Origin of the sequence: Gordonia sp. NB41Y, assembly GCF_030718915.1 — a bacterium.
GTDB lineage: Bacteria > Actinomycetota > Actinomycetes > Mycobacteriales > Mycobacteriaceae > Gordonia > Gordonia desulfuricans.
In genome coordinates this window covers 5,302,833-5,322,646 of sequence record NZ_CP132196.1, presented here as the reverse complement: position 1 = coordinate 5,322,646, position 19,814 = coordinate 5,302,833, and the positions used below count along the sequence as shown (strand labels likewise).

The 19,814-nt window shown below is 69.5% G+C and carries 19 protein-coding genes; 7 read left to right on the top strand and 12 right to left on the bottom strand.

The features are described from left to right. Positions 1 to 65: 65 nt before the first annotated feature. The 5 genes from Q9K23_RS23270 to Q9K23_RS23250 all read right to left on the bottom strand — a co-directional run bounded on the left by Q9K23_RS23270 (position 66) and on the right by Q9K23_RS23250 (position 4,455). Complete coding sequence (locus Q9K23_RS23270; protein ID WP_082365894.1) at positions 66 to 974, bottom strand: hypothetical protein; 909 nt, start codon at positions 972 to 974, stop codon at positions 66 to 68. After that, on the bottom strand, positions 971 to 1,987 hold the full coding sequence (gene rsmH, locus Q9K23_RS23265; protein ID WP_261977937.1) for a 16S rRNA (cytosine(1402)-N(4))-methyltransferase RsmH: 1,017 nt from the start codon (positions 1,985 to 1,987) through the stop codon (positions 971 to 973). Before rsmH ends, Q9K23_RS23270 begins: the two co-directional genes overlap by 4 nt. 210 nt (positions 1,988 to 2,197) lie before the next feature. After that, complete coding sequence (mraZ, locus tag Q9K23_RS23260; RefSeq protein WP_053777368.1) at positions 2,198 to 2,638, bottom strand: division/cell wall cluster transcriptional repressor MraZ; 441 nt, start codon at positions 2,636 to 2,638, stop codon at positions 2,198 to 2,200. A gap of 722 nt (positions 2,639 to 3,360) precedes the next feature. After that, positions 3,361 to 3,765, bottom strand: coding sequence for a DUF3040 domain-containing protein (locus Q9K23_RS23255; RefSeq protein WP_053777369.1), 405 nt, complete (start codon positions 3,763 to 3,765; stop codon positions 3,361 to 3,363). A 192-nt stretch (positions 3,766 to 3,957) separates the two neighbouring features. After that, positions 3,958 to 4,455, bottom strand: coding sequence for an SAV_6107 family HEPN domain-containing protein (locus tag Q9K23_RS23250; RefSeq protein WP_020790141.1), 498 nt, complete (start codon positions 4,453 to 4,455; stop codon positions 3,958 to 3,960). Positions 4,456 to 4,711: 256 nt separating this feature from the next. Here Q9K23_RS23250 and Q9K23_RS23245 point away from each other — a divergent pair, with 256 nt between their 5' ends. The 3 genes from Q9K23_RS23245 to Q9K23_RS23235 all read left to right on the top strand — a co-directional run bounded on the left by Q9K23_RS23245 (position 4,712) and on the right by Q9K23_RS23235 (position 7,928). Then, the gene (locus tag Q9K23_RS23245) at positions 4,712 to 5,377 is read left to right on the top strand and encodes a GNAT family N-acetyltransferase (RefSeq protein WP_020790140.1); all 666 of its coding nucleotides are present in this window, start codon (positions 4,712 to 4,714) and stop codon (positions 5,375 to 5,377) included. Between the two features lie 5 nt (positions 5,378 to 5,382). Beyond that, positions 5,383 to 7,011, top strand: a complete 1,629-nt coding sequence (locus Q9K23_RS23240; protein WP_053777402.1) for an NAD(P)/FAD-dependent oxidoreductase — start codon at positions 5,383 to 5,385, stop codon at positions 7,009 to 7,011. 95 nt (positions 7,012 to 7,106) lie between these two features. After that, entirely contained in the window at positions 7,107 to 7,928 is an 822-nt protein-coding gene (locus Q9K23_RS23235) for a DUF3153 domain-containing protein (RefSeq protein ID WP_020794048.1), read from the top strand. A gap of 418 nt (positions 7,929 to 8,346) precedes the next feature. Here Q9K23_RS23235 and Q9K23_RS23230 read toward each other — a convergent pair whose 3' ends face one another. Further along, positions 8,347 to 9,306, bottom strand: coding sequence for a methylenetetrahydrofolate reductase (locus Q9K23_RS23230; protein WP_053777371.1), 960 nt, complete (start codon positions 9,304 to 9,306; stop codon positions 8,347 to 8,349). A 106-nt stretch (positions 9,307 to 9,412) separates the two neighbouring features. Here Q9K23_RS23230 and Q9K23_RS23225 point away from each other — a divergent pair, with 106 nt between their 5' ends. Further along, entirely contained in the window at positions 9,413 to 10,567 is a 1,155-nt protein-coding gene (locus Q9K23_RS23225; RefSeq protein ID WP_059039223.1) for a polyprenyl synthetase family protein, read from the top strand. Positions 10,568 to 10,569: 2 nt separating this feature from the next. After that, entirely contained in the window at positions 10,570 to 12,105 is a 1,536-nt protein-coding gene (locus tag Q9K23_RS23220) for an alpha-(1->6)-mannopyranosyltransferase A (protein ID WP_082365895.1), read from the top strand. On the opposite strand, the gene Q9K23_RS23215 is transcribed toward Q9K23_RS23220, so the two are convergent. After that, on the bottom strand, positions 12,102 to 12,467 hold the full coding sequence (locus tag Q9K23_RS23215; RefSeq protein ID WP_020792745.1) for an Rv2175c family DNA-binding protein: 366 nt from the start codon (positions 12,465 to 12,467) through the stop codon (positions 12,102 to 12,104). The two genes, Q9K23_RS23220 and Q9K23_RS23215, sit on opposite strands and share 4 nt — an antisense overlap. 65 nt (positions 12,468 to 12,532) lie before the next feature. Here Q9K23_RS23215 and Q9K23_RS23210 point away from each other — a divergent pair, with 65 nt between their 5' ends. Further along, complete coding sequence (locus tag Q9K23_RS23210; protein ID WP_305950299.1) at positions 12,533 to 13,759, top strand: protein kinase; 1,227 nt, start codon at positions 12,533 to 12,535, stop codon at positions 13,757 to 13,759. Between the two features lie 45 nt (positions 13,760 to 13,804). Here Q9K23_RS23210 and Q9K23_RS23205 read toward each other — a convergent pair whose 3' ends face one another. Both Q9K23_RS23205 and Q9K23_RS23200 read right to left on the bottom strand, forming a co-directional pair. Beyond that, positions 13,805 to 15,196 carry a 3-deoxy-7-phosphoheptulonate synthase class II gene (locus Q9K23_RS23205; protein WP_053777372.1) on the bottom strand — a complete coding sequence of 464 codons (1,392 nt, stop codon included), beginning with the start codon at positions 15,194 to 15,196 and terminating at the stop codon, positions 13,805 to 13,807. 22 nt (positions 15,197 to 15,218) lie between these two features. Continuing rightward, on the bottom strand, positions 15,219 to 15,710 hold the full coding sequence (locus Q9K23_RS23200; RefSeq protein WP_053777403.1) for a polyadenylate-specific 3'-exoribonuclease AS: 492 nt from the start codon (positions 15,708 to 15,710) through the stop codon (positions 15,219 to 15,221). A gap of 126 nt (positions 15,711 to 15,836) precedes the next feature. Between Q9K23_RS23200 and Q9K23_RS23195 the strand changes: the two genes are divergently transcribed. Then, positions 15,837 to 17,171 carry a glycosyltransferase 87 family protein gene (locus tag Q9K23_RS23195; RefSeq protein WP_020791767.1) on the top strand — a complete coding sequence of 445 codons (1,335 nt, stop codon included), beginning with the start codon at positions 15,837 to 15,839 and terminating at the stop codon, positions 17,169 to 17,171. A 395-nt stretch (positions 17,172 to 17,566) separates the two neighbouring features. Here the strand turns inward: Q9K23_RS23195 and Q9K23_RS23190 are convergent, their stop codons facing one another. The 3 genes from Q9K23_RS23190 to Q9K23_RS23180 all read right to left on the bottom strand — a co-directional run bounded on the left by Q9K23_RS23190 (position 17,567) and on the right by Q9K23_RS23180 (position 19,751). Beyond that, a complete protein-coding gene (locus Q9K23_RS23190; RefSeq protein ID WP_020791768.1) occupies positions 17,567 to 18,274 on the bottom strand; it encodes a lysophospholipid acyltransferase family protein in 708 nt (235 codons plus the stop codon). Between the two features lie 77 nt (positions 18,275 to 18,351). Next, positions 18,352 to 19,353: an ROK family protein gene (locus tag Q9K23_RS23185; protein ID WP_053777373.1), complete on the bottom strand. Its 1,002-nt coding sequence runs from the start codon at positions 19,351 to 19,353 to the stop codon at positions 18,352 to 18,354. Next, entirely contained in the window at positions 19,353 to 19,751 is a 399-nt protein-coding gene (locus Q9K23_RS23180; protein ID WP_053777374.1) for a hypothetical protein, read from the bottom strand. Before Q9K23_RS23180 ends, Q9K23_RS23185 begins: the two co-directional genes overlap by 1 nt. Positions 19,752 to 19,814 lie beyond the last annotated feature (63 nt).

Sequence of the window (19,814 nt, the reverse complement as noted above, 5' to 3'; positions counted from 1 at the left end):
GGTGGCGGGACGTCGGCGGATCGCGGACTCCTCGCTCGTGTCATGGTTGTCAATTGTCCACTGCGCTATCGCGAAGCCGGGGAATCTGTGCTCGGCGGGTTGCCGGTTGTGGTCGGCGTCGCCTGGGTCTGATCCCGGTTGGTCGGATTTGTCGGTGTCGCGTTCTGCGGGAGCACATTCGGTGCCGGTACCGTCGCCTCGGGATCGGGGGCGGGCGCCGAGGGGGTGGCCGGGGCGGATCCCGAAGGTGTCGACCCCGCCGGGGTCGAGGGCGCCGGTGTGGCCGTGGGTGTCCCGGTGGCCGCCGAGCCGGTCAGGCCGATCGAGTCGTCGACCTTCTTGGGATCGATCTGGGCGGTGGGGTCGGGCGTGTTCTCCGGGTTGATCGTGCCCATCCGGGTGCCGGCGGCCGGGCTCGGATCGCCGACGATGCGCGGACGACCGTTGGGGCCGACCACCATTCGCGCCGGGTTCTTGGCCGGGATCATGCCGAGTGCGGCGGCCTTGTCGGACAGCTCGGGTGCCGAGCTCCCCGACTCGTAGGCACGTTTGAGCGCATCGCGCTGATCGGTGAGCGACTGGTTCTCCTTGCGGGCGACGCCGAGATCGTAGGAGTCCTGTGCGGCCTTGGTCGACAACCACAGGCTCAGTCCGAGTCCGAGGGCCAGCAGCGCGAGCACCGGCACGACGATCGGAACGCGGATCAGCCGCTCGCGCAGCGTGATCGGGGCACTGGTCCGTGACCTGAGGCGACCTGCACCGGTGTCGGTCTTCGTCGACGAGCGCCGCGAGCGACGGTCGTCGGTGTCGAGGCGTTTGCTGTGCCGGTCGATGGCCCGTTGTGCGGCCTTCGACCGGGTGGCCCGGGAGCCGGTGACCCGTCCGTCGCGGCCCCGTCGTTCGGCGGTACCTGCCTCGTCGGCGACCTTGGTGCGCTTGCCTTTCGTTGCGCGGGTGTCGTCGAGCACCGTCATGACACGACCTCCTCGGCGACTCGTTCGATGGTCCGTACCCGTACCGGGGCCGAACGCGGGTTGATCTCCAGTTCGTGCTCGTCGGGTCGTTCGGCCCCACGGGTGATCAGGCGGAAACGCGGTGCGGTACCGGGCAATTCGATCGGCAGTCCGGCGGGCGAGGTCGATGTGGTGCGAAGTGCGAACTCGCGCTTGACGATCTTGTCCTCGAGGGACTGGTAGCTCATCATCGCGATCCGTCCACCCACGCGCAGGGCGGCCAGCGCGGCGGGCAGGGCGTGCCGCAGTGCGTCGAGTTCGTGGTTCACCTCGATCCGCAGCGCCTGGAAGGTTCGTTTGGCCGGGTGTCCCCCGGTCCGGCGGGTGGCCGCCGGGATGGTCGCGTACAGCAACTCGACGAGACGGCCACTGGTGGTGAAGGGTTCGCGTTCGCGTTCACGCAACACCGCCGAGGCGATCTTGCCCGCGAAGCGCTCGTCGCCGTAGTCGTGCAGGACCCGGGCGAGGTCGCCATGCGAGTAGGTGTTGAGCACATCCGCCGCGGTGAGTCCCTCCCGGTTGTCCATGCGCATGTCCAGCGGGGCGTCGACGGAGTAGGCGAAACCGCGGTCGGCGCGGTCGAGCTGCATCGACGAGACACCGAGGTCGAACAGTGCGGCGTCGATCCGGTCGGCACCGGCGTCGGAGAGGACGGTGGACAGTTCGTCGAATCGGGCTCGGTGCAGCGAGATCCGGTCGCCGTAGGAGGCGAGCCGGGCGGAGGCGATCTCCAGTGCGGAGTCATCCCGGTCGATGCCGATCACCCGGACCCGCGGGAACTCCCGCAGGATCAGTTCGCTGTGCCCACCGGCGCCGAGGGTGGCGTCGACGTAGATCGGGGTGTCCACGGCGTCGGTGTCGAGGGCCGGACGGAGCAGTTCGACGATGCGGGCGGCCATGACGGGTACGTGCCCGAACTCGCCGGATCGACGTCCACCTGCGGTGGTGTCGTCGTCATCGTGCTGCGGTGTCACCGATCTGCCCCTCGAGTGGACCGATCCGCACGTCGTCCGATACCGGACGCGAGGATCGGGAGTACGTCGTTCGTTGCGATGGCCTGTGATGGCGCGGGGTCCCGGCCCGATCGTGAACCTGGCGTTGGGGAAGTACGCCAGGGTCTGACCGGGCCGAGGCCTCGGGCCACCCGGGGCCGAGTGCATTGGCCGGCACTCGTCTCTTCTCGGCTACAGGACCGCGTCCAGCGCAGCCGAGTCGGCGGTCGAGAAGTTCTCCTCGTGTTGGCTCTGGTAGTCGCGCCATGCCTGCGCGTCCCAGATCTCCAGGTGATCGAAACTGCCGAACACCACACATTCCTTGGACAGTCCCGCGTACGCACGATGGTCGGCCGAGAGCGTGATCCGCCCCTGACCGTCGGGGCGCTGCTCGTCGGTGCTCGCGAAGAAGTACCGCTGATAGGCACGCGCCTCGGGATCGTTGCGTGATGCCTCCACGATCTTCGCCGCGATGACGTCGAACTCTTCGGCCCGGAACACCGACAGGCTGTGGTCTTGGCCTTTTGTGACCATCACCCCTCCTGCCAGCGCATCGCGAAACTTGGCGGGCAACGTCAGTCGCCCTTTGTCGTCCAGCTTGGGCGTGAATGTGCCGACAAATCGCACGGACACGTCGACACCTCCCGCCCCTGGGTTCCGCGTCGCCGTGCCGGTGCCGCCTCATCCAGTGCTGCCCACAGTACCCCACTTTCCTCCACTTTCCACCCCAAACGCCCCACCCGTCCCCCACTCGATCGCATAGTGCCAGTTCAGCGCAGCAAAATTCCGTGGGGGAACGTGATCGGTCGCGTGTCGTCAGCACACCTTCTGGCGTTACGCACGTGACGTATGAACGCCAAAGTGCCAGGTGAGAGCCTCTGAATGCCTCCGGTGGGGCGCAGTGGGGATTCAGGTGGGGCACAGTGGGGATTCGAGTGGGGCCCGGTGGGGATTCGGGTGGGGCCTCGTGGGGAGACCGCGTGGGACACCGGTGGGGAATGCCGGCGGGCCCGACGCAGAGACCAGGCGGGGCCCGGTGGGGAGATCGGGTGGGGCCCGGTGGGGAGATCGGGTGGGGCCCGGTGGGTCACCGCGCGGCCATGCGGCCGGCGATCACGTCAGGCGACGAGCACATGGTGAATAACTGTCGATCGAACGAATATCGGTCGAACGGTGTACCGGCAGCGCGGCACCCACCCCGTCTCGGGCACGGCCACAGCCCGGACAGCGACTCGAGAACGGACCCGACAACGCCGGCGGCGCACCCCTGCAGGGGTGCGCCGCCGGCGTTGTTATCGAGTTCTGTGTCGTCGAGACGTGGAGGTGACGCCGGCCGGCTCAGGCCGACCGGAGGATCATTCCTGCTCGAAGCGTCGGTTGAAGCGCTCTTCCATCCGTTCGGTGAACTTGCGCTTGGGTGCTGCGGCGCGAGCGGTCTTGCCACCCGAGGAGTAGCCGGCGGAGTCGTGTGACCCCTTTCCCGGAGTTCCACCCCACAGGGCCAGGAGCGCGGCGGCGAACATCACGAGGAAGCCGACGAGACTGACGATCGGGAAGCCACCGACGGTGAGTCCGATGATCGGCCCCACCACCAACAGCACCAACCCGACGACGAATACGACCGCCGCCTGAACACGACGACGACCAGGCGACCGCCCGAGGCGGCGACGGGTCACGCTGGACGCGAACTTTGGGTCCTCCGCGTACAGAGCGCTTTCGATCTCTTCGAGCATCCGCTGCTCGTGCTCTGAGAGTGGCACCGACCCTCCTAACTGTTACCGACGAGTCACCGACGAGATGTGCGCCGCGACGCCCGTCGACAACTGTTGTTCGCGGCTAGATTCCATGATACGAGGTGAATCGGACGTCGACCACCATTACCCTCCATGGTTGTCGAATTCATCGATCACCGCGTTACCCGCGACGGCCCGTCCGGCAGCCCACCAGGCACATCAGGCGGGGTACGCCATGGTGACCGACCCCGGACCGCGATCGCCTCGCTCGCAAGCGATCACGAGGGCCTCGACCGCGTCGAGGAAGGTCAGCAGCCGAGCATGGAACTCGGCGATCAGCCCCGCCGGGACGGTCCGGTCCAGGCCGCTCTCGATGTCCATCCGGCGACGCGAGTGCGCCGCAAAATACTCCGCATGGCCGACGAGGTCGGGCACCCGGGCACCGATCCGGCTCCATGCGTCACCCGCATTGCGCCGGCCGGCACGAGGGCTCCGGGGCTCGTGGAGGGCCAGCGCGGCACCGGCACCGCGCAGCGCCGCCAGATAGAGCTGACGGAACCGTTCGGCGTCGTCGTCGATGATCCCGACGGCGTTGTCGACGAGGAGGTCGGCCCGCTCGAGCAGATCGCGAGCACGTGAGATGGCCGTGGGGTCGACCTCGGCGGCGCCACGACGTGACGACCGGGCACTGCCCGACGATGCGGTATGCGATGGCATGGAACCCTCCCCTTCCCGGTGGATACGCGATCATCATCGGTGCGGCCACCGACATTTCGTTGAACGCGGCCCGGTGGTGAGCGCTTCCCTCGCTCACTGCCGGGCCGCGTCGTCGTGCGGGCGTAGGGTGAACAGCTTGCGGAGGCACATTCATCGAACACCCGTTCGACATATTCAATATAGCCAGATCCGTGCAAGGGTTCAAGGCGGACGGCAACATCGGTGAGATCTGCGTACAGAACAGAGAGGACGGCGCGTGACCATCCGGCTCGCCCGACTGACCGGCCAGGATTCCCCGGCCTGGCTCGAGCCCGCGCTCGACGTCTACGTGACCGCGATGAACTACCCCCGCGGTACCGAACGTCACCGGGCAGGACTGTGGCGTGAACACATCGCGCGCCCCGGATGGAGTGCGTTCGCCGCGATCGCACCCGCCCCGGTCACCCCGCGCACCCCGGACATCGATCGCCGGCGGTTGCATCACCCGCTGTCCCCCGGCGGGGACGAGATCATGGTGGGCATCGCCTACGGCTACCGGGGCGCGCCGGATCAGTGGTGGAACCAGCAACTGCGTACCGGGTTGCGGTTGACCGGCACCTCCCCCGCCGACATCGACGAGATCTCCGCGGACTACTTCGAACTCACCGAACTGCACGTACACCCCACCGCACAGGGGCACGGGATCGGCGAGGAGTTGCTCACCCTGCTGCTCACCGGACGACCAGAACGGCATGTGCTGCTGTCCACTCCGGAGATCCCCGCCGAACGCAACCGTGCCTGGGCGCTCTACCGCCGGATGGGATTCGTCGACGTCCTACGGCACTTCACCTTCGCCGGTGACCCACGACCCTTCGCCTTCCTCGGCCGCCGGCTACCGCTGGCCGACCCGGGCCTCGAGCCCGGCCGACCGGTCCCGAGGTGACCCCGATGCGCACCGGTGCACACCCGCGATGGGATGCCGTCGTCGTCGGCGGCGGTCACAACGGACTGGTCGCCGCCGCCTACCTGGCGCGGGCCGGCCGGTCGGTGTGCGTCGTCGAGCGCGACGAGGTGCCCGGCGGCGCGGTGTCGACCGTCGAACGGTTCCCCGGCTACCGGGTGGACCGCGGGTCGTCGGCGCATCTGATGATCCGGCATTCGCCGGTGATCGACGACCTCGGTCTCACCGAGATGGGCCTGACCTACCTCGACTGCGACCCGTGGGCGTTCTGCCCGGCCACCGACACCGCGCCGCCACTGGTGTTCCGGACCGACCTCGACGCCACCTGCGCCTCGATCGAGGCCTCGTGCGGAGGCCGCGACGCCGATGCCTACCGACGGTTCGTCGAGGTCTGGACCCCGCGCTCGCAGGCCCTGATGAAGGCGTTCTACCAGCCCCCCGACCCGGGTCGCTTCGCAGTGGCCTTCGGCGGGCTCGGGGCGACGGCGACGAGCGCCCGCACCGGGGTCGTCGGCAACCGCACCGGCCGCATGCTGTCGGCGACCCAGGAACTGATGGCGTCGGGCGACTCGCTGCTCGACCGGTGGTTCACCTCCGAACACCTCAAGGCGGCACTTGCGTGGTTCGGCGCGCAGTCGGGTCCGCCGATGAACGCCCCCGCCACCGCCCCGATGATCGGCTTCGCCGCACTGATGCACCAGCTCCCGCCCGGTCGCGCGGTGGGCGGCAGCGGCGCCCTGACCACCGCACTGCTGCGCCGGCTCGACGCCGAGGGTGCGCAGGTGCACACCGGTGCGGCCGCGTCGACGATCGGTCGGTGCGGCGACCACTGGCGGGTCACCGGCACCGACGGGCAGTCACGCTGCGCGACCACGGTGATCGCCGCCTGCCACATCCTGACCACCCTCGACCTGCTCGGTGCGGGTGGATTCGCCCCCGACCTGCTCGACCGGTGGCGCACCCAGATCTCGGTCGGCTCCGGGATGGGCATGGCGGTGCGCGTCGGCGCACGTGACCTGCCCGTCTATCGCGACCTGCCGTCGGATCTGCCGGCCCACGGGGTGCACTCGTCGCTGGCCCTGCTGGTCACCGATCGCGCACATCTCCGGCGGGCGGAGGCCGCGGCGGCGGTCGGCGAACTCCCCGACCGGCCGGCCTGTGTGGCGATGTCGTTCTCGGCGATCGACCCGGGGCTGAGTCCCCCGGACCGGCATCTGATCAACATCTGGGCCCAGTGGCATCCGCGCCACCTGTCCGGTGGCCGGGACTGGGCGGACCTGCGCGAGACCGCCGCCGATGCGGTGATCGCCGAGCTCGACCGGTATGCGCCCGGGTTCTCCGACGGCGTCGAGCATCGCCATGTGCAGACCCCTGATCTCCTCGAATCCGAACTCGGTCTGCGGGGCGGCAACATCATGCACGTCGAGATGACGATCGACCAGATGTTCATGTTCCGGCCCCATCCGGACCTGAGCGGTCATCGGGTCCCGGGGGCCGACGGACTGCTGCTGGCCGGGGCATCCACCCATCCCGGGGGTGGCGTGACCGGCGCGAGCGGACGAATCGCCGCAATGGCGGCGCTCGCGGGTTCCCGACGGCGTGGTCTGGCACGATGAGCACCGTGCGCCCGTCCTCCATGCTCCCGTCAGGCTCGTCGCCCGCATCCCGCACGTCGTGCTCGCGGCGGCCGCCCCCCCGGAGCCGCCCGCGTGTGACCGCCGTGGTGCTGGCCGCGATCCTGCTGCTCGCCACGCCCCTGCTGTCGGGGTGCCTGGAGCGGTCGACGACGGTCGGTGACCGGATGTCGGGCAGCGTGATCGTCGCCACCACACCCGACAACCCGTCGGGACCGCCACGCCTGGACGTCCCGGAGTCGATGGCCGGTCAGGTGTCGGTGAGCGAGTACAAAGAGGCGCCGTCGGCCGACAGCCCGCAGGAGCAGCAGCAGACCGACGCCACCGCCGGTGACGCCGGCGCCATCCGGGTGGGTTCACGGGTGACGTTCAGCAATCTCACCGCAGGCCAGTTCAGCCAGTTCGGCGACATCGTGGCCAATGCCTTCGGCGACAACGCGATGACGATGGACCTCTCCGCCAAGCGCAGCGGTGACGTGGTGCGCTTCCGCGGGTCGTCGGATCTCACCGGTCTGGTCGCCGGGCGTGACTACCTGAAGTTGTCGGTGTCGTTCGCCGGACCGATCACGGCCACCAACGGCGACCAGAACAGCGACACGTCGGTGTCGTGGACACCGGAACCCGGTGGGGTCGCGGACTTCACCGCCGACGCCACCTACCCCGATCCGGCGACCGCCGCATTCGGCGGCTGGTCGTGGCTGATGGGTCTGCTGTGCCTCGCGGTGGTGCTGGTGGTCGCCCGTCTGGCCTATGTCACCCGCGACCGCAGTCCGCGACCGGGACGCCCGGCCGCCCCGAAGAACCCCACGGCACCGAGCGATGGGGGTGGTCCGGAGAAAGGATCGTCACCGGTCTCGAGCGGCCCCGCAAGCGGATCGACGGGTTCCGACGCCCGCTGAACCAGGATCGTCGGGTCTCGACACGGGTCCTCGCCCTTCCGGCTCGGTCCCGGCTCGACAATCAGATACGGCCGGCCGACGTCGAAAGGTGACCCACTCCGAGCCTGGTCACCGACAACGTCGACCCACCGGGCCTCGACACGGGTCCTCGCCCATGGGGCTCGGTCCCGGCTCGACCATCCAAGATGGTTGCGGGTTGTTGTGGCTGGTTGAGCCGACGAGGAGCGTAGCGACAAGTCGAGTCGAAACCTCCGCCGCCCGACGTCGAAAGGCGACCCACTCCGAGCCTGGTCACCGACATCGTCAACCCACCGGGCCTCGACACGGGTCCTCGCCCATGGGGCTCGGTCCCGGCTCGACCACTACTAGGGCTGACCGCGAAAAGCGGCCACCGGCATACGGCCGGCCCGCGCGGGGATCAGCCGACGGCCGGTGCGACCATCGCGGCGCGGACATCGACGCCGACACGGCCCAGCACCTCGCATGTCGCCTTGGTGAAATTGAGGCTGCAGAAGTGCAGACACGGCACGCCCTCGGAGATCAGGCGCTCGGCCGTCTCGGTGGCGAAGTCGATACCGGTGGCGCGGACCGCCGCACGGTCCTCCTCCGGGCCGTTGCCGGCCGCGGCAGCGAATCGTGCCTCGACGGCGGGCGGGATCACCGACCCCGACAGCTCGGCCATGCGTCGGACGCTGGCCAGCGACGTGATCGGCATGATGCCCGGGATGATCGGCTTGGCGCCCTGCTCGGGGTCGGCGGCCACCACCCGATCACGCAGCCGCAGGTAGTCCTCGACGTCGAAGAACATCTGGGTCACCGAGTACTCGGCACCCGCGCGCAGCTTGTTCACCAGTACCGCGGTGTCCTCGTCGAGGTCCCGGGCACGATGATGCCCCTCCGGGAAGGACGCGACACCCACGTGGAAGTCGCCCAGGCCGTCGATCAGCTCGACCAGTTCCTGGGCGTAGCGCACACCCTGCGGATGCGCGACCCACTCGCCCAGCGGATCGCCGGGCGGGTCACCGCGCAAAGCCAGCAGATTGGTGATGCCCTTGTCGGCGTAGGCACCGACCAGCGACCGCAGTTCGGCGATGCTGTGGTCGACCGCGGTCAGATGTGCGACGGTGACCAGCGTGGTCTCGGTGGCCATCTCACCGGCGATGCGGACGGTACGGTCGCGGGTCGATCCGCCGGCACCGTAGGTCAGCGACACGAACGCCGGGTCGAGACGCTCGAACACCCGGACGGCCCGCCACAATCGCGCCTCTGCCTCGGCGTCCCGAGGCGGGAAGAACTCGACGGAGAAGTGCACCGGCCCGTTGACGGGCGGTGCGCTGAGGCGCTCGACGACGGACGAGGCCGCGGAGGTGGTGGTCACCGCAACAGTGTACGTAGGTGGTGCTCCGGGAGTCTGTCCGGTCGACCGCCACACGCACCCGGTGCCGGTCGGGAGCGTGGATCGGGGCGGTGTCTAGCCTGACAGGGTGACCTCGACCGAACACGTCCCGGCCTCGCTGTCCGAGGTGCCCACCGCAGCCGGTCGGGTGCTCGACGACTTCTTCGCCCGCACCGTCCCCGTCGCCACGGCCATCGCGCCGGTGGTCGGCGACGCCGCCGGCCTCGTCGCCGACTTCGTCCGGACCGGCGGCAAACGGGTCCGACCGACCTTCGCCTACGCCGGATGGCTGTGCGGCCTGAGCAGCCCGCATCGTCGGCCGACGGTTCCCGACCAGTCCCCGGCCGACGCCCTGCGGGTGTGCGCCGCGCTCGAGCTCGTCCAGGCGTGTGCGCTGATCCACGACGACATCATCGACCACTCCGACACCCGACGCGGACGCCCGACGGTGCACCGGGCGATCGAACGTCACCATCGGCGCGAGGGATGGTCCGGCGACGCCGCCGACCACGGGATCGCCGGGGCCGTCCTGTGTGGCGACCTGGCCCTCGCCTGGGCCGACGACCTGGTCCACGGGCACACCCCGGCCGGGGCCGATCCCGCGGCCCCGACCCCCACCACCCCGCCCAGTCCCCTGCCCGCCGAGGTCGGCGCGGTGTGGGCGGCGATGCGCACCGAGGTGCTCGGCGGCCAGTTCCTCGACATCGTCAACGAGGTCAGTGGTGACGAGACCGTCGAATCCGCTTATCGCGTCATGGAATTCAAGACCGCCGCCTACACCGTCGCCCGGCCGCTCGAACTGGGCGCCCGGATGGCCGGCGCACCCGACACCCTGATCGCCGAATTGCGTTCGGTGGGTCACGATCTCGGTATCGCCTTCCAGCTGCGCGACGATCTGCTGGGGGTGTTCGGGGATCCGGAACGCACCGGCAAGCCGTCCGGGGACGACCTCGTCGAGGGCAAACGCACCGCACTGATCGCGCTCGGCCTGCAGCGTGCGACCGACCGTGATCCCACCCTGGCCACGGCCCTCCGTGGGCTGCTCGGCCGGGCGCTCGACGACGACGAGGTCGCCCGCGCCCGAGCACTTCTCACCGATGTGGGTGCCGTCGACGAGATCGAGCACCGCATCACCGGTCTGCACGCCTCGGCGGTGGCCACCCTGACGGCGGCGCAGATCGGCGCCGGCATCCGCGCCGACCTGATCGCGATGGCCGACCGGATCACCCACCGGGAGTCCTGACCATGACCGAGATCCGGGCCGGGTTCCTCGGCGCGGTACTGGTGGCGCTCGGCGGTTTCGCCGTCGCCGACATCCCCCGCAATCATCCGGGCCTGCAACGGATCGGACTCGACGCGATCACCTACGGCCACGGGAAGACGTTGGGCGCGATCGTGTTCTGGGTCGGTGTCGCACTGATGGTGATCGCCTGGGTGCGGATCGGACGGCTGGTGCGGCCCGGCGCCGACACCGCGCCTGCTGTCGGTGTGCTGCAGCGCGCGACGATCCTGTGGAGCATCCCGCTGATCCTCACCGTCCCGCTCTACAGCCGCGACGTCTACGCCTATCTGGGCCAGGCCGCGGTCTTCGGCGCCGGATTCGACCCGTACGCCGACGGTCCGGCACACCATCCGGGCCCGATCCTCGACAGCATGGCCCAGGTGTGGGCGTCCACCACCGCCCCGTACGGCCCGATGTTCTTGGCCATCGCCCGCGGGGTGACCGCCGTGACCGGCGACCACGTCCTGACCGGGGTGCTGGCCATGCGACTGGTGCTGCTGCCCGGACTGTTGTTGTCGCTGTGGGCGATCCCCCGGCTCGCCCGTCACTTCGGGGCGTCGGCGTCGGCCGGGGTGTGGCTGGCACTGCTCAACCCGATGGTGCTGATCCACCTCGTCGGCGGCCCGCATGTCGAGCTGCTGATGATGGGTCTGCTGGTCACCGGTGTCACCCTGGTCGTGCAGGGCCGCCATGTCGGCGGTCTGGCCGTCCTCGGCCTGGCGGTCTCGATCAAGGTGACCGCGGGGATCGCGATCCCGTTCATGTTGTGGATCTGGCTGGCCCACATCCGATCCCGGCGCGCGGTCACCACCCGGGACGTGGCCGGGGTACTGGCCGCGGTGGTGGTGATCCCGGTGGCGGTGTTCGCGGCCTGGACCGCCGCGCTGGGTCTCGGACTGGGCTGGCTGACCGGACTGGGGTGGGCCGACCGGATCATCAACTGGTTCACCCTGCCGACCGCGGTGGCGCATGTGGTCACGCTGGTCGCGGCACCGTTCACCAGCCTCAACCTGTGGCCCGTGCTGACCGTGACCCGGCTGATCGGCATGGTGGTGCTGGCCGTCCTGCTGGTGGCGGCGTGGTGGCGGTTCCGGCACGACGAGCGCGCCGCGATCACCGGACTCGCGTGGGCGATGCTGGCGGTGCTGGTCCTCGAACCGTCCACGCTGCCCTGGTATTACACGTGGGTGCTGTGCGTGGCGGTGGCGTTCACCCTGCCCGAATGGGTACGGGCGATGGTGGTCGCGGTGTCGACCTTCATGCTGATCGTCTTCCAGCCCGACGACTCGATCGTCTTCTACAGACTGCCCGAGGTGGTGCTGGCCTTCGCGCTCTCGGGGCTCGCGGCGTGGTCACTGCTGCGACCGGACCCGCTTCGTCTGCGTCCGTTGGCACGCACGGTGTGGGGGTCGGGCCCGGAGCCGTCCGCCGACACCGCAGGCACGCTCCCGGGCACTCCCGGAGAGAGCGCCGCGAGCGGTTCGGGGACGCCCGGCTAGAACGCCTCGGCCTGCGCCCGGCGGATCATCTCACGCGCCGAATGGGTGTGCAGTGCCGCCGCCGGGTACATGTCGATGTCGTCCTGCACGGTGAACAGCCACGTCATCGCCTCGTCGCGGGTGAACCCGCCGTCGAGCAGCACCTCCACCAGACCGGTGAAGTGTTTGGCGATCCCGAGGTCGTCGAAGAACAGGCTGGGCACCAGCGGCCGGCCGCCGCGAGAGATCGCGAGCAGCTTGTGTTCACGGATCAGGGTGCGCACCCGGCTCTCCGACACCCGGAGTCGGGTGGAGACCTCGTCGAGTGTGAACGTCTCGGCGTCGGCGGGAATGATGTCCGGCGAGAGCGGAAGTGAACTCACGGCCACGACACTACCGCCAACCGGTATCGGAGTAGTACCCGAGGCGGGCAGGTAGATTTCTTGGCGTGCACAGTCAGGTCGACGAGCTGATCGGGGCGGTTCTGGAGAACCGCTACCGGATCGAGGCCCCGATCGCCCGGGGCGGGATGTCGGCGGTGTACGTCGGCACCGATCTCCGGCTCGGCCGCGACGTGGCGATCAAGGTTATGGACACCCGATATGCCGCCGATCCACAGTTCTTGCGGCGCTTCGAGTTCGAGGCCCGCGCGGTGGCCGGGCTGCGACATCCGGGGCTGGTCGCGGTGTACGACCAGGGCATCGACGACGACGTCGCCTTCCTGGTGATGGAACTCGTCGAGGGCGGCAGTCTGCGCGAGCTGCTGCGGGAGCGCGGCCCCATGCCGCCGCATGCGGTGGTGGCCGTGGCCGACCCGGTGCTCGGTGGACTCGGCACCGCGCATGCCGCCGGACTGGTGCACCGGGACGTCAAACCCGAGAACGTGCTGATCTCCGATGCCGGTGAGATCAAGGTCGCCGACTTCGGTCTGGTGCGGGCCGTCGCCGAGTCCGGGGTCACCTCGGCCAGCGTGATCCTCGGCACCGCCGCCTATCTGTCCCCCGAACAGGTGAACTCCACGCAGGCCGACGCCCGTAGCGATGTGTACTCGATGGGTGTGATGCTGTTCGAATTGCTCACCGGCCGAACGCCGTTCCGCGGCGACACCCCTCTGGCACTGGCGTACCAGCGACTGACCTACGACGTCCCCGCGCCCGGCGACGTGATCCGCGGGGTGCCCGCCGAACTCGACGAGGTGGTGTTGCGCGCCACCGAACGCCGCCCGGCCGACCGCTATGCCGACGGGTTCGAGATGCGTGAGGCGTTGCTCGACGTGGCCGACGTGCTCGACCTGCCGCCGTTCACGGTCCCGGCGCCACGCCGGTCGGCCGAACGCGAGACCATGGCGCGCCGTCGGGCCGCGCTCGACGTCGGGGCGCGCCCGGACGGCGAGCCGGACGGGACTCCAGCGCAGCGGGGCGCGATGCCGCGGGGCGGGACGCGGGTGCAGACCGATCCCGGTGCCCCCGAACCCGCCGACGGCGCCCCGTCACCGGATCGGATCGACGACCGGACGGATCTGCCGGTCGCCGAGGTGTCCGGCCTCGACGGCCTCGTCGAGGAACTCGACGGTGGACGCCTGCGGGCCCTGATCTGGATTCTGGTGGTGCTGCTGGTCGCCGCGGCGGCCGCGGGGGCCGGCTGGTGGGTCGGCGCCCGCCTGCTGGGCGGCTGAGCAGTCACCCGGCCGGGACGGTGCCCGGGCCGGGTGCCACAAAGATCAGCCGCGCAGCATCTCCGCGACCAGGAACGCCAGTTCCAGCGACTGCTGGGTGTTCAGGCGCGGATCGCAGGCGGTCTCGTAGCGGCCGGCGAGGTCGACGTCGGAGATCTCCTGGGCGCCACCGAGACACTCGGTGACGTCCTCACCGGTCAGCTCGATGTGGATGCCGCCGGGATGGGTGCCCAATGCGTGGTGCACCTCGAAGAAGCCCTGCACCTCGTCGACGACGCGGTCGAAGTGGCGCGTCTTGTAGCCGGTGGACGACTCGTGGGTGTTGCCGTGCATCGGATCGCTCTGCCAGATCACCTTGTGACCGGTCGCCTCGACCGCGGTGACGATCGCGGGCAGCACATCGCGCACCTTGCCGTTGCCCATCCGGGCGACCAGGGTCAGCCGGCCCGGCTGGTTGTGCGGGTCGAGCCGTTCGACGTACTCGACGGCCTGCTCCGGAGTGGTCGACGGCCCGATCTTGACGCCGATCGGGTTCTGGATCAGTTCGGCGAAGGCGATGTGCGCACCCTCGAGCTGGCGGGTCCGCTCGCCGATCCACAGGAAATGCGCCGACAGATCGTAGAGCACCTTCTCGTCGTGCTCGGGATGGTCGGCCATGCGCAGCAGCGCCCGCTCGTAGTCGAGGACCAGCGCCTCGTGCGAGGCGAAGATGTCGGCGGTCGCCAGGCTGGAGTCGGTGACCCCGCAGGCATCCATGAAGCGCAGGCCCCGGTCGATCTCGGCGGCCAGCGCCTCGTACCGGGCACCGGCGGGCGAGGTCCGGACGAACTCGCGGTTCCAGTCGTGCACCCGGCTCAGATCGGCCTCGGAGTGGGTCAGCGCGCGAACGAGATTCATCGCCGCCGACGCGTTCGCGTACGCCCGCACCAGTCGTGACGGGTCGTGCTCACGGACCGACGCCTCGGCCGGGAAGCCGTTCACCATGTCGCCGCGGTAGGACGGCAGGCCCAGCGCATCGGTGTTCGACGACCGGGGCTTGGCGTACTGGCCGGCGATCCGCGCGACCTTGACCACCGGCAGACTCGCACCGTAGGTCAGCACCACCGCCATCTGCAGCAGGGTGCGGATGTTGCCCTTGATGTGCGGTTCGGTGTTGTCGGCGAAGGTCTCCGCGCAGTCACCGCCCTGGAGCAGGAACGCACGCCCCTCGGCGACGTCGGCGAGCTGCGCCTGCAGGGTGCGCACCTCGGCGGGCATGCAGATCGGCGGCACGCTCTCGAGCACTGTGCGCATCCGGCGGGCCTCGTCGGCGGGCCAGCTCGGCTGCTGCAGCGCCGGGCGGTTGATCGCATCGGTGAACCGCGCCTGCAGGTCGCCGGGCAACGGCGGCAGTTCGGGCAGTTCGTCGATCGGAACGTCTACGGTCCAGTTCACCACCCGTTCAGGGTAGTCGAGGGCGTCAACCGCGGTGGCCGCGGGACCGTTCGATCGTCTGCCACCGACGGTGGTTGTGCCGGGCGTCGGAGAGCGCATCGTGTGCATCGCGGGGTGCGGCCGGCAGCGCGGGACGGCCCGCGGCCTCCCAATGCTGTTTGAGTTCGCGGGTGAATCGCGGTATCTGCCGTGGTAGAGCGGTCATCGGGCCCCACAGTTGGCAGAGGACCACATGGTCGTAGGCGCCCACCCAGGCCCACAATTCGATCTCGTCGCCGTCGGCGGTGAGAAACTCGAGCAGGTCCTCGCGGATCCGGCGACGCGACCGCCACGCCTTGGACGCCGGGGAGGGCAACTTGGGCAGGACGTTCGCGCGAACCCACTCACCGGCGCGCGTCGGATCGAAGTCCGTGGACACCGCGTAGAATTCCCGACCGTCTTCTGCGACGACACCGATCGACACCAGTTCGATCGTCGTACCGTCCTCGATAAACTCCGAGTCGTAGAAGAACCGCATACTGGTCAAGTATTCACGGTCGCCTCCGGGCACCGTCGAGCACATCGACCGGTGGCGGCCGACCGACACCGACCGAACCGCCACGACCGCACGAACCGACCGAGCGAAAGGACCACGGGGCCCGCCATGTTGACACCCCTGACCGAGGCCGACCACCGGCTGCATCGGTGGTTGCCGTCGCGTCGGGCCAAGTGGGTCATCGCGGTCCTGTTCACGTTGTCGGCGGCGATGCAGATGGTCGGGGTGCCGTTCACCTCCAGTTTCGGCACCCGCACCCGGATCGATCTGGACGTGTACCGGATCGGTGCGCAGATCTGGCAGGAGGGGCAGAGCCTCTACGCCGACGGCTCGATGCCGTTCACCTCCGACGGCATCTGGTTGCCGTTCACCTATCCCCCGTTCGCCGCGCTGGGCTTCGTCCCGCTCGGCGCGATGCCGTTGGCGGTCGCCGGGATCCTGATGTCGGTGATCACCACCGCGCTGGTCGTGGTGATCCTGCGGGTGGTGCTGTCGTTGCTGTCGGTGGGCGCCGCCGGCAACCGGTGGTGGCTGGCGCTGCTGATCGGCACCGGCGCCCTGTGGCTCAACCCGGTGTGGATGACCCTCGGGTTCGGTCAGGTCAACGTGATCCTGATGGCGATGATCATCCTCGACATCTTCGTGGTGGCCAGGATGCGCCGGTCCGGCGCCAAGGTGCAGGGTGTGCTCGTCGGGTTGGCCTCGGCGATCAAGCTGACCCCGCTGGTGTTCATCGCGGTGTTCATGGTGGCGCGTCGCTGGCGTGCAGTCGCGGTGTCGGCGATCACCTTCGTCCTGGCCGGGGCCCTGGCGTGGGTGTGGTTGCCCGCCGATTCACTGGGGTACTGGACCCACACCCTGTTCCACACCACCCGGATCGGCGATCCGGCCGGCCGGATCAACCAGAACCTCAACGCGATGTGGGTGCGCATCCTGCCCGGCTTCGCAGGCCAGATCGCGTGGGTGGTGAGCGCGCTGCTGGTGACCGCCCTGGCCGCGGCCGCGGTGTACGCCTGCCGTCCGGCACGGTCGTTCCGGCAGGACGCCGACACCGGTGACCGCCTCAACGCCCTGCTGGCCACCTGCGCCATCGCCGTGTGGGGCCTGCTGGTCTCCCCCACGTCGTGGGCGCATCACTGGGTCTGGTCGATCCCGCTGATCCTGACCAGTCTCGTCATCGTCGCCCGGGCCACCTCGCGGGCCACCCGGATCGCACATCTGCTGCTCGCCGCGGTCGGGGTGATCCTGTTCGCGCTCGGCCCGTTCCAGTTCCTGCCCAAGGCCACCGACACGTGGTCGATCGGTGAGCACATCGTCGGCAGCTCGTATTCGATCTGGGGACTCGCGGCGCTCCTGGTGATCTGGCGTCTGCCGTTTCACCCGGCACCGGAATCGTCGGCGGAATCCGACGACGCCCGACCGCTGGCCGGTTCTGCCGCCTGACGTCGCACCGCGATCGGCGGAGTGGTCGCCTGACGACGTCGGCATGCCGATGGTCGAGCCGGGACCGAGCCGCTAGGCGAGGACCCGTGTCGAGACCCGGTGAGACAACAATGTCGGTGACCACCTCAGAGCGGGTCACCCGACGACGTCAGCCGGCGGAGGTTTCGACACGCCTCGTCGCTCCGCTCCTCATCGGCTCAACCAGCCACAATGGATGGTCGAGCGAGGGCCGGATGGCACACAATTCTCGGTGACCAACCCCAGAGCGGGTCGCCTGGCGAAGTCAGCCGACGGAGGTTTCGACACGCCTCGTCGCTCCGCTCCTCATCGGCTCAACCAGCCACAATGGATGGTCGAGCAGGGGCCCAGTGTGACGAGAGTGTCGGTGACCGACCTCAGGCAGCCGGGTTGACCGGGCGGTCGTCGCCGGGCTTGGAATCCTTCAGCGACTGGGCGTAGACGTCGACGTACTGCTGGCCCGACAGCTGCATCAGTTCGTACATGATCTCGTCGGTCACGGCACGCTCGATGAAGCGGTTGCCCTGCATGCCCTCGTAACGATCGAAGTTCAGCGGCTTGCCGACGCGCACGGTGATCTTGGCGGGGCGGAACAGCACGGTGCCGGGCGGGTTGAACTTGTTGGTGTTGATCATCGCCACCGGGATCACCGGCACGCCGGTCTCGAGTGCGATGCGGGCCAGGCCGGTCTTGCCCTTGTAGAGCCGCCCGTCGGGCGAGCGGGTGCCCTCCGGGTACATGCCCATCAGTTCACCCTTGTCGAGCTGACGGCTCGCCGCGGTCAGTGCGCCGGCGGCCGCCTCGGCACCGGACCGGTCGATCGGGATCTGACCGACGGCGGTGTAGAACCACCGCTGGAAGGCGCCCTTGAGTCCGGGGCCGGTGAAGTACTCGTTCTTCGCGAGGAAGTAGATGCGGCGCGGGCACATCAGCGGGAGGAAGAAGCTGTCCATCACCGCGAGATGATTGCTCGCGAGGATCGCCGGTCCACGCTCCGGGATGTTCTCGATTCCCTCGATCGTCGGGCGGCCGAGCACCCGGAGAAGCGGGCCCAGCAACACGTATTTGAACAGCGAATACCACATGTCAGAACCCTTCAATGCAGAAATGACCGGCGCAGAGACGCCCGGCCGAGACCACGACCATCACCAAGACCAGAACTCTACTCACCCGCCGCAGCCGACGTCATCGCATCCGGGGTGCGCCCGGACGCCGCCGCCAGTCCGCGGCGCGCGACCTCGGCGGCCCCGAGCACACCGGCGTTCTCGCCGAGTTGCGTACCGCGGATGCGGGCCAGCTGACGATGCCCGGCACCGGTGACCAACCGCGAGTAGTGCTCGCGCGCCTCGTCGAGGTAGTGACCCGACGCCGCCCCGACACCACCGGCGATCACGATCAGGTCGGGATCGAAGATGTCGGCGATCATCGCCAGACCCTGCCCCAGCGATGCGGCGAAGGCGGCGAAGGCGGCCACGGCCACGGCGTCCCCGTCGGCGGCGGCACCGGCCACCCGGCGGCCGGTCAGCGACCCGGGGTCGGCGGCGACGTCGGCGGCGAGTTGACTACGGCCCCAGTCTTTGTCGGCGAGCAACTCCACGACGGTGTCGACCAGGGCGGTACCGCTGCAGTACCGCTCCCAACATCCCCGCTTCCCGCACGAACACGGCCGGCCGTCGGGGACGACGGTGAGGTGGCCGAGTTCCGGTGCGACACCGAAACTCCCACGGTAGATCTCGCCGTCGATCAGCAGGCCCGCACCGATGCCGGTACCGATCGCGAGGACGAGCACGTTGTGTCCGCGGGCGGCGGCACCGAAGCGCTGCTCGGCGATGGCCGCGGCGTTGGCGTCGTGTTCGGTGAACACCGGGATGCCGATCCGGTGCGTCATCTCCTCGGCGACACGGGCCTCCCGCCACGCCAGGTGCGGGGCGAACCGCACCACCTCGCGGTCCGGGGTGAGGAATCCGGCGATGGCCACGCCGACCGCCTTGGCCGACCAGCGCGAGACGAGTTCGCCGACGAGCCGGTCGAGACAGTGTTCGAGGGCGGTCGCCGTCGCCGGGGTGGCCGCGCGCAGCGTGTCGAGCATGGTGCCACGGTCGTCGACCACCGCGGCACGCACGCTGGTGCCGCCGATGTCGATCCCGATCGTCAACTCGCCCATCACTTCTCGTCTCCTGTTTCGGGCGGGGTCCGCGGGGCGGCGACGTCGATGCGGACCTCGATCGGCTGATAGCGGCGCGGGGTTGCCGCGGTGGTGGTCGGGGCACTGCGGAGGGCTGCGGCGATCGCCTCCAGCACCGCGATCAGCGCCGCGATGAGCCGGGCCAGCAGATCGCCGATCTCGCGCATCAGCGTGGTGATCTCGCCTGCGACCTCGGCACCGAGGCTCTCGCGCAACAGCATTCCGCCGGCGGCCACCGCGGCACCGGGATCGGCCGACGCCCCGCCCACCCATGCGGCGAGATGGTCGATCTGGGTGGCCAGACCGAGCAGCAGGTCCCGCAACGGGTCGCCGGACTCCGACGCTCCCCCGGTACGGTCGTTCTGATCGGTGCTCATGTGGGCATGCGCTCCTGTCCGGTGCTCGTGCAAGAGCACCGTACCCGGTGGACCGGGCCGCCT